Annotated in this window: 1 protein-coding gene; it reads right to left on the reverse strand. The window is 42.8% G+C overall.

What is annotated here, in order from left to right; translation table 11 throughout:
* Positions 1-99: 99 nt before the first annotated feature.
* Entirely contained in the window at positions 100-1,608 is a 1,509-nt protein-coding gene (locus tag P20439_RS14130; protein ID WP_008467871.1) for an ISNCY family transposase, read from the reverse strand.
* Between the last annotated feature and the right edge of the window lie 140 nt (positions 1,609-1,748).

A 1,748-nucleotide genomic window follows, 5' to 3' on the forward strand; every position in this document is an offset into this window, starting at 1 on the left:
TGTGATTACCAAGGGATTGTGTCGGTCTAATTACCGAGCGACTTTGTCGTAAATAGCATATCAGCCAGTTGTTAAACTGGCTATGATTTATGCCTATTCTTACAACGCTTGCGACCTTGCAACTCTCAGTGCAGTGGTATTCAAATTGTTTCTTAACCACATGCTACGCACACCGCCTGCGCTAATATCAATACCGAGGGCTTCAGTCAGCTTGATGGCCACTTTCTGTTGACCAAGGTGGGGATGCTCAACGGAGAATTTTACGACTGCATCTTCGATGGCTTTATCTACACAGTTTTTATGTCTTATATCGGGAGTTTCTTGGCGTTTTAAGGCATCAGGACCGCCTTGCTTAACCAGTCTTAAGTGTCGGTGAATAGTGTCTCGTGAGACGCCACTTTGTCGTGAAGCTGCACTGATACTTCCAAGCTTTTCGATTAATGCCAACACCTCTAGTTTCTTTTGTACTGCTAAGTCTTCTGATTCAAGCTTACTTGGCTCATTTACTTCAGATACCTTGAGTTGCCGCCCTGCGAAGTGTGCGGTGAAGCCTTTCTTGCTGGTGTTTCGGATCTCAATTTTCTGATTAGCTATGGAATGTTTTAGCGGTGAATCAATCAAATAGAACTTGTTACCGTAGCTGAAGGTGTGGTCATTGCGGATCTTACGATGGTCTTTAATGACGCAGATATCATCAAGGTTGGTGTGTTTCGATAATGGTGTAAATTCAGGCGCTTGCTTTGATTTCACTTGAATTCTAGACTGCCAGAATTGTGGGATGAATACATGTTTCAGGTATGCATTAGCACTGGCTATATCTTTAATATTGTTAAGCCTTAGCTCAGGTACAAGGCGGTCTTGAAATGTATCAAAGGCACGTTCAACACGGCCTTTACCTTGAGGCGAATTGGCGAAGATAATCTCAATACCCAATTCTTCACATGCACGCTGCATTTGTGAGAAGTTGCAACGCTTAGGGCCGCCGAAGATACCCGCTCTATCCACGTACAGCGTTTTAAACACGCCCTTAGTTTCGATGCAATCTCGCATGACTTTCATACAACCAGCGGTGGTTTCAGATGGGAAGAACTCTGCATGTACTTCACTGGTGGCATCATCAATCATCGCAATCAAACAATGCTTCTTATCGCCAAACCAACGATGGGGACTACCATCCATCTGCATCATTAAGCCCGGCGCTGCCATACGCTCTCTGCGTTTTCGAACATTGCTACGTCTTCGTTTGGCTCGTTTAACGTGATGAATATCATGTGCCCAACCGCGAAGGGTTTCACGCTTAATAACAATGTTCTCATTCGTAGCTAATTGTTCAGCCAAGTGCAACAGATTCAAATCGTAATATTTTTCCTGAATCAATTTTTGAACCGCTTTTTTTATTGATACCGGCGTTTTGTTGGGTGGGGCTTTGCCACTGTTACCATGCACAACAAACTGAATACCGACTTTCTGATATCTCTTCACATAGCGTTCTATTGAACGTCTAGACTTACTGAGTAACTTAGCAGCATTGGCAATTGTTATTCTGCCTTCAACCACTTTGGCAATTATATCAACGGTTAGTTGAGCTTTAGAATCCATCACAATCATCCTCAACATGCCTTCTAGTATTCAAAAACAAGAACACTAACAAACATGTAAAAAAGAGACCGACAGTTTCCCTTGGTAATTAGCAATTACGACAGAATTGCTTGGTAATTAAGATACGACAAAGTCGCTTGGTGTTAACA

Origin of the sequence: Pseudoalteromonas sp. BSi20439 (assembly GCF_000241165.1) — a bacterium.
Taxonomy (GTDB): domain Bacteria; phylum Pseudomonadota; class Gammaproteobacteria; order Enterobacterales; family Alteromonadaceae; genus Pseudoalteromonas.

Bases quoted from the DNA above. Each gene is read 5' to 3' on its own strand.
- P20439_RS14130 (WP_008467871.1), bottom strand. From the start codon at position 1,608: ATGATTGTGATGGATTCTAAAGCTCAACTAACCGTTGATATAATTGCC.